The sequence below is a fragment of the Thermus sp. genome (assembly GCF_056332225.1).
The window spans coordinates 1-630 of record NZ_JBWGQW010000212.1; the positions used below are offsets into that span (position 1 = coordinate 1).

The following is a 630-nucleotide window of genomic DNA, read 5'->3' on the forward strand; positions in this document are numbered from 1 at the left end:
GTCCGAGGCCACGGCGCGGAGGCCCGCCTCCGAGAACTCCAGCTGCACGCCGCGGAAGATCGCGCGGGGTTCTCCCTTCTGGCTCGCCGCGTAGCCCACCTCGAGGAGCTTCTCGAGGTCCTCCAGGAGGAGGCGCAGGGCCAGGGGACTCAAGGGCTTCCCCCGTCCCTTCCCCCGGGCGGTGCGGAGGAGAAGATGGGGGTAGGGGATGGGGTGGAGCCCCGCCAGGTAGTCCCGGAGGGGAAGCCACTCCTCCACCGCCTTCTGCGCCTCGGGGGAGAGGGGGACCTCCCGGAGCCTGTCCCCCGCACCAGGAGGCTCTTCTCCCGCACGTCCTCCTTCCAGAGCTCCACCGCCTCCTTCACCGTGAGGCCCACCTCCCCCAGGAGGACCAGGAGGACCCGAAGGAGGGGCCGCCAGTAGGCCAGGGGATAGGCCTCGGCCTTCTCCAGGAGCTCCCGGTACCGCTCCTCCGGCAGGGCCCGGGAGGGGGCCACCACGGGGAGCTCCTGCCGCGAGGGGAAGACCACGTGGGAAGGCATGGGGTGCCCCGCCCAGTCCAGGAAGGGGAAGAGATGCCTCAATCCCGCCCGGGCCCGCTCCACGGTGCCCCAGGCGAGGGGCCCCCGC

The 630-nt window shown here is 72.7% G+C and carries 1 pseudogene; it reads right to left on the reverse strand.

Going from position 1 to position 630, the window contains the following annotated elements:
• Positions 1–149: 149 nt before the first annotated feature.
• Positions 150–630 (reverse strand): annotated as a pseudogene (locus AC01Y6_RS10970) (recombinase XerD); the annotation flags it as partial.